Annotated in this window: 5 protein-coding genes and 1 rRNA gene; 2 read left to right on the forward strand and 4 right to left on the reverse strand. The window is 42.3% G+C overall.

Annotated features, from left to right (window positions below):
- Positions 1-101: ribosomal RNA gene (gene rrf / locus IQ209_RS17545) — 5S ribosomal RNA — on the forward strand; the annotation flags it as partial.
- Between the two features lie 79 nt (positions 102-180).
- On the opposite strand, the gene IQ209_RS17550 is transcribed toward rrf, so the two are convergent.
- From IQ209_RS17550 to IQ209_RS17565, 4 genes are all read right to left on the reverse strand, one after another.
- Positions 181-534 carry a YfiM family lipoprotein gene (locus IQ209_RS17550; protein ID WP_193852479.1) on the reverse strand — a complete coding sequence of 118 codons (354 nt, stop codon included), beginning with the start codon at positions 532-534 and terminating at the stop codon, positions 181-183.
- Between the two features lie 117 nt (positions 535-651).
- On the reverse strand, positions 652-2,010 hold the full coding sequence (gene pssA / locus IQ209_RS17555; protein ID WP_193852480.1) for a CDP-diacylglycerol--serine O-phosphatidyltransferase: 1,359 nt from the start codon (positions 2,008-2,010) through the stop codon (positions 652-654).
- A 207-nt stretch (positions 2,011-2,217) separates the two neighbouring features.
- Positions 2,218-4,860 carry a bifunctional acetate--CoA ligase family protein/GNAT family N-acetyltransferase gene (locus IQ209_RS17560; RefSeq protein WP_193852481.1) on the reverse strand — a complete coding sequence of 881 codons (2,643 nt, stop codon included), beginning with the start codon at positions 4,858-4,860 and terminating at the stop codon, positions 2,218-2,220.
- A gap of 126 nt (positions 4,861-4,986) precedes the next feature.
- Complete coding sequence (locus tag IQ209_RS17565) at positions 4,987-5,658, reverse strand: tRNA-uridine aminocarboxypropyltransferase (RefSeq protein WP_193852482.1); 672 nt, start codon at positions 5,656-5,658, stop codon at positions 4,987-4,989.
- Positions 5,659-5,792: 134 nt separating this feature from the next.
- On the opposite strand from IQ209_RS17565, the gene IQ209_RS17570 reads away from it, so the two are divergent.
- Positions 5,793-6,833: a tRNA/rRNA methyltransferase gene (locus tag IQ209_RS17570; RefSeq protein ID WP_193852483.1), complete on the forward strand. Its 1,041-nt coding sequence runs from the start codon at positions 5,793-5,795 to the stop codon at positions 6,831-6,833.
- Positions 6,834-7,196: the final 363 nt, after the last annotated feature.

Consider the following 7,196-nt stretch of genomic DNA (forward strand, 5'->3'; position numbering starts at 1 on the left):
GCGGTGGTCCCACCTGATCCCATGCCGAACTCAGCAGTGAAACGCCGTAGCGCCGATGGTAGTGTGGGGTCTCCCCATGTGAGAGTAGGACACTGCCAGACATTCAATTAGCCAGAGAAGCCATCCGTCCCCGGATGGCTTTTTTGCGTTTGGATGCTATTAGAAATAGACGGTTAAAAATTACTTCACTGATTGATATAAACTATAACCTGCTATCGCTCCAGCTATATCATAAGCAATATCATGCCAACTCCAGCCTGTTCCTGATGGGCGGCTATCATAAAGTTCTTTTGCTGCACCAATACTAACGGATAGTAATACACCAAATTGTGCACTTTCACGATGCCTCCAATGTAGACGATCACCATAAACATTGCCCGCAGCAGCGACAATGGCAGAAAATAAGAAATGTTGCATTTTATCTTTTCCTGTCCAGTTGTCATTTGCCTGACGAATATTGGAGCAGGAAGCATTCACTAGGATAGGAGAAATTATTAATATATTTCGTATCAGAGTGATAATGTTTTTTCTCATCGTAATTTACGCCATGATTTATTTTTTTAAATCATAGCTGTTTGATAAATAAGGTACAAAAATCCCCTCTGCTAATAGCGAGAGGGGATTCAAAAAAACGATAATTATTTATCTATTTTACAATATCCTGCTGATTAATCGGTCTACCCGAATACGGCGTAAGCGTCGTATCAGTTTGCGTACTTTAACAGGATAGAGCTGGATACTTTCCAGTTCCTGATAATTGTGGATAATTTTTGTATGGGTACGGATGCAATCCAACTCCATTGTACGTTGCTCTTGCATCTCTTGGTGGGGATCATGAATAAGAATAGCATTTTCCAGATCCAATCCCCATGCACGAGGATTAAGATTATTACCCGTAATTAATTGCCATTTATTATCAACCCAGATCCCTTTTAAGTGATAAGTATTATCTTGATCTTTCCATAACCGGATAGTTAATTGCTGGCTATCGATAAACTTTTGCAGCCGACTAGTGAATCGGCGCAAGTTAATTTCATACAGATAAGGCAATGCACCAATGATCTTAAATGGTTCTTCGGGTGGAATATAAAAATCGTTCGCTGTTTTATCTCCGATGATGATCTCAACTTGCTTTCCTTGGCGGAGTAGGCGAGATATTGCACGTACTAATACTGCTGGTAAATTGAAATATGGTGTACAAATAATCAACTTGTTTTCAGTGCAAGACATGAGATGACAAATTGTTTTATTCAGCAGATTTTTTTTGCCCAATCCCACAAGGGGAGTTACCGCCAATTCTTCATTGGATGCTTGATTTTCAATGTGATACTCGGTATTCCTTAATGAAGCACGAAATTGACGGATTAAATTTTTAATTTCAAGGCTACGAGGACGATTGTGGCAGGCTAAGTTTTTTACGGCTCCAGCGCTAATAATACTATCGTCAATAAATTGCTTCATGATCGAGGCAAGTTTTGCATTATGCAGTAAATGATAACGATCGTAACGGTATTTTTCATGGCGGTGCAGATAGACATCATTAATACTCGCTCCACTGTAAATAACCGTATCATCAAAGATAAAGCCTTTCAGATGCAAAACCCCCAGTGCTTCACGTGTATTCACTGGAACACCCAGGATGGAAATGTTGACATCAGGGTAGATTTCAGCCATGGAGCAGTACCAATCTGCATTTGTTGCCGCAGCTTCTGCACCAATACGGCCACGTTGAGCACGATGCCAATCAACCAGAATTTTTATGTCTAACTCAGGGCGTTTTTGTTTAGCGACATATAATGCAGTCAAAATATCCTGTCCTGCATCATCGTTTTCTAAATATAACGCGGCGATATAAATATGCTTTTGGGCATTTGCTATACACTCCAATAAGGTGCTGCGAAACACTTTAGATTGATAAAGTGTCGCAATATCAGCAACTGATTGTGGTAGCTTAGGCAGTTGTGCAAGGTGTTGTTGGTGTTTTGCTTGTTTAAATTTGGACAACATCACAGTGCGTTTTTCTCTTAGTCTAGATGGCGTTAAATACCATCATAAGGTGTATGAATCAAAATGATCTGGCGATGATACCATTAGTTTGGCCCATTGTGAGTATGAATTAACTCTCTTGAGCTGATTGCTTTAAGACTGTGCGATCTATCACGGAGTCAGCATTTTTTAGTGCTCATCACGAGCTGTATGTTGAATTTATTTTTTTACTTAGAGTTTCAACATAAGATTAACAATGCCGTCTTCTAACTGTATATCAATGGCAAACCCAAGTTTTTTTGCAAGTTGGATCATGTTACGGTTTTCAGGCATAGTGATGGCTGTTAGTGCTTGAATACCATGTTCTCTTGTATAGTTAATCAGTTTAATCATAAGTTGATAGCCTAACGTAATCCCCTTCAGATCTGATCGGACTAATATCGCAAATTCAGCCTCGATATTATCGGGATCAGCCATGGCACGAGCGACACCAATAATTTCAGGTGTTGTTGCTGGATGGCGGATCGCTACGAATGCCATTTCTCGGTCGTAATCAATTTGGGTCATGTTTGCCAGATCATCATGAGTAAACTCGTTAATTTCACTGAAATAGCGATAATAAAGATCTTCCTTTGTTACTTGGCCGATAAATTCTTTCAGCAAAGGTTCATCTTCCGGTAAGATGGGTCGTAGCAAACATTCAACATCATCTTTGATATAGATAGTTTCTTCCAGTTCATTAGGATAAGGCCGAATAGCCAGTCTATTGCGGGGATCGCCTGTGACAGGCATCAACTCCATTGTCACATCCAATAGAGTGAACTCATTACCTGATGCAAGCAGTGGATGGATATTCATACGAGTAATTTGAGGACAATCGATCAGAAGATTCGATACTCTGACTAATAACTGGCTGAGAGCAAGAATATCCAGCGGTAAAAGTGAACCGCCAGATTTTATTTTTCCACTCTTAATTGCCTGAATAACCAGATAGCGGGCTAATGCCATATTAAGGGGAGGAAGAGCGACAGCCGCCTGTGTTTCATGCACCCAATCAATATCTCCCTCGCCTAGCATGATTAAGGGACCAAATATCTCATCTTGCTCAATAGCAATTCTCAGCTCTTGTGTGCCAGCCCGATTAGCCATGCTTTGTACTAATAATCCATGGATCCTGGCTTGCGGGAAGTTTTGTTTAACACGTTCAATAATCGCTTGTGTTGCGGCTTTAACTTCATCAGCATTGCGTAAATAAAGCATCACTCCCTGAACCTCTGATTTATGTGGAATATCAGGGGAGCGGAGTTTTAATGCCACGGGATAGCCAATTTTTTCTGCAATATCGACCGCATTATCACTGGTATGAGCGATCCAGGTCGGTAACGTATTTAAGCCATAAGCATCAAGAATAGGTTGTACTTCATGGGTATCGAGTCGAACATTCCCGTTATCAAGCGCTTTCTGTATACACTCATGGGCTCGAGCCGTATTCGATGTAATACCAATGGGTAAGGATGGCGTTTCTTTTAGTTGTTTTTGATTTCGCTGATATTCCACCATATGCATAAAAGCGGTAATGGCACCTTCTGGTGTCCGATAAGTTGGAATACCAGCCTCACTGAACAGACGTCGGGCTTCCAATGAAGAATATTCTCCGCACCAATTAGTGAAAATAGTGAGCCATTTCCCACGAGGATGTTCTTTAATGGTTTGTATAACCTGAACTGCTGTAGTTTGGCTGTGGGATATGGCACTAGGAGAGTGGATTAACAGTAAGGCATCATAATCATGACTATCCAAAAGTAACCTGAGTGCAGAAACATATCGTTCGGTAGAGGAATCATCACCGATATCTAATGGATTACGTAAAAGCAACGTGTCTGGAAGTGGGCCAGACAACCCATTGATCGTTTCCTCACCTAATATAGCGAGTTTACCGGTTCTCCTGAATAGCTCATCCAGTGCCATTGCCGCTGGTGCTGCTCCATTACTGACGATCAATAAACGTTCTCCGCGCAATGGCCGCATAAAACTCAATGTTTCCACTGCGGAGAACATTTCGTGTGTATCCTGTACACGCAGTAATCCGGCTCGTTGAATTGCTGCGTCATAAGCCGCATCAAAATTTTGTTGTTCTCCCAGTAATTTCTGGACTTGCCGGGTACGACTGCTTTTTACGACCAGAATCGGTTTATTGCGTGAAGCGCTTCGGGAAGCAGAAAGAAAACGGCGGGCATCGCTGATATGTTCGAGATGCAACAAAATGGCACTGGTTTTACTGTCTCTTGCTAAAAAGTCGAGCAGGTCATCAATATCAATATCAACACTGTCGCCCAAGGCAATAAAATACGAAAAACCAATATTACGATGATTGGCCCAGTCCAGAATTGTGTTGGATATTGCTGCTGATTGTGAAATAAAGGCGAGTTTACCTTTAAGGATAGGGATCGGGGAAAAACTGGCATTGAGCCCACTCCAGGGTGCTAAGATACCAAGGCTATTTGGCCCCAGAATTCGAAGATGATGTTTTTGGCTGCACAGTTTCAATTCAGTAAATTGTGATGGCGGAGAGGATAAAATAATGACAGTTTTGCATCCGTGTTGGGCCAGTTGCTCTAGTAAGGACAAATTACGACTGTGATGAGTACAGATCACAGCCAGGTCAGGCGTTAATGGTAATTTATCGATAGAAGGATAGGCTAACACACCCAGAACGGCAGATTTGTGTGGTGTTACGGGGAGAATAGGTCCTGTAAACCCACCCATTAACAAATTTCTCATCAACACTGAACTGGCTTTTTCTGGTTTTTCAGAAGCACCAATAACGGCGATAGATTTAGGGCGTAATAATGCTTCAAGTCCGCGCTGGCTCATTTCTGGGGTTCCTTATCAGTTATCACATCAATAAACAATCACTGTTGATTAAACAATTACCATGAATAACTTTAGCCACCATCAGTGACTTTAGCGCGGATTGTCAAGCATTACTGTGAGTTATTCCTACAGATGATTAGATTTTCCTGCCAGGTATTGTTCACGAAAGTGATTGAAATGATTCAATAATGATTGTGACGCTTTAATATCCCCGGCTAATTCTAATGCCGCAGCCGCAACTTCGGCGGTACAATGTTGTTCTGTTCTGGAGGGTACCCGAAGTAAATAGTCCATTTTGGCAATATTATTAATAGACAATAGGGGAATATCGTCCAAATATGGGCTTTTGCGAAACATTTTTCTTGCTTCAGGCCATGTGCCATCCAATATAATGAACAGCGGTGGTTTTTGGTTAGCAGGGATCTTCTGATACACCGTGCGAGGAGGCGTAGCATAACTGTCTGGGAAGATCAGATACGGCTGTCGGCTTGGATCACGCACGACTTCGAGCAGTTGTTGATCAGGCTCGGTTCTAGACCAGAGAAAAGCGCGTGTATCAGGCAGAATATCTGCAATCAACTTTCCCGTATTACTGGGTTTCATCGGCTCAGTATCGAACATGATGAGACAGAAGCGGCTTTCCGCATTTACAGGTGAAATCATTTCACACAGACATTTTTTTTGGGGTAATAAACAATGCAGGCAACGCGGCACTCGGCACCCTCTTGCCAGAAAAGGGCGGGTAGAACGGGCAAGGCGGTGTTGGCGAAGCTGATAAACGGCGTTGTTATTTCTCATTTAAGAACTCAAACATGTTCGTGGATAAAGCCAGTAAAAAATTAGCGGATATTTTAATGGATTGTCGTTACCAGAGGTAGCTTCGGGCGCGTACATCGGGTAATCTTCGCGCCATAACGCAGTTGGAGAAATAAATGAACGATTCCTATAGTGGTAAGAACGGCAAAGTCAAAGTAATGTATGTCCGTAATAATGAGGACAATAACGATAACCGTAAAGGCGGAGATCGTCGTAAAAACAGTGACAGCCGTAAGAGTGATAACCGTCCGTTTGGTAAAGGGCGTGAGCAGGGTGACCGCCGTCGTGGCAATGAACGCCCGGTGCACTCAGGCGATCGTTCTCCGTGGAGAACCATCTCCCGTCCAGAGGGCGAATCTCTTAGTCCAGAGCACCAGGGTATTAGCGGCAAAAGCAACATTGATCCTGAACAGCTTCGTCGTCAGCGTCTGGAAGAAACTCGCATCTATGGGGAAAATGCTTGTCAGGCAATGTTCCAGAACCGTCCTGATGCGATTGTTCGGGCCTGGTTTGTTCAATCGGTCACTCCGCGTTTTCGCGATGCATTGAAATGGATGGCGGCAAATCGCAAAGCTTACCATGTCGTTGACGATGAAGAGCTATCCAAGGCATCAGGTACAGAGCACCACGGTGGTGTATGTTTCTTGATTAAGAAACGCAATGGCTTGGATGTGGAAACCTATTTGCAGCAGGCACCAACAAAAGATTGTGTATTGGCATTGGAAAATGTAGGTAACCCACATAATCTTGGCGCAATTATGCGTAGTTGTGCGCATTTTGGCGTACAGGGTGTGATTTTGCAGGATACAGCGCTGTTGGAATCAGGTGCCGCTGTTCGTACAGCAGAAGGCGGCGCTGAGCACATCAAAGGCATTGATGCGGATGGGTTCACGACTACGCTAAATCAATTCCGTAACCAAGGCTACACAATTGTGACGACATCAAGTCATAAAGGCAGCACAACACTGGCGCAAGCAACATTGCCAGAAAAAATGGTCTTGGTATTAGGGCAGGAAAGTGACGGACTAAGTGACAGCATTTGGGAAGATGGTGACATTCGTCTTTCTATTGGTGGAACGGGGCGGGTAGAAAGTCTGAATGTTTCTGTTGCAACAGGTATTATGCTGGCGGAGTGGTGGCGTCAGAATAAGGTTTAATCTATCTCTATCGCAAGTTACCATTTAGTCAAAGAATAGTGACTTGGAAATAGATAGTTTAAGTTTTATTGTTAATAAGGCCCTGTTTATTTAGTCAGGGTCTTATTTTATTCCCTTTATTTATTAAGTTTGTTTTTATTATTTCAATACAAAGTTAAATAAAAACATTTGTTATTATTTTAAATGGAAGTGTTGGTTTAAATTTTTATCTTCTCTAAATTCGTTACTTTTTTCATGGTTGTTAATAATAATTATTTTTATTCATAACTGAATACCACCTCCTGCGGAGGTGGTCAGCAGCAAATTGGCTCTGCCAATAATGCTACTCATGGGAAAATCCGAACTGTTATCCCCATAACAGAG

The organism is Xenorhabdus sp. BG5, from assembly GCF_015163665.1.
Taxonomy (GTDB): domain Bacteria; phylum Pseudomonadota; class Gammaproteobacteria; order Enterobacterales; family Enterobacteriaceae; genus Xenorhabdus.

Bases quoted from the DNA above. Each gene is read 5' to 3' on its own strand.
- IQ209_RS17560 (WP_193852481.1), bottom strand. From the start codon at position 4,860: ATGAGCCAGCGCGGACTTGAAGCATTATTACGCCCTAAATCTATCGCC.
- IQ209_RS17565 (WP_193852482.1), bottom strand. From the start codon at position 5,658: ATGAGAAATAACAACGCCGTTTATCAGCTTCGCCAACACCGCCTTGCC.
- IQ209_RS17570 (WP_193852483.1), top strand. From the start codon at position 5,793: ATGAACGATTCCTATAGTGGTAAGAACGGCAAAGTCAAAGTAATGTAT.
- IQ209_RS17550 (WP_193852479.1), bottom strand. From the start codon at position 534: ATGAGAAAAAACATTATCACTCTGATACGAAATATATTAATAATTTCT.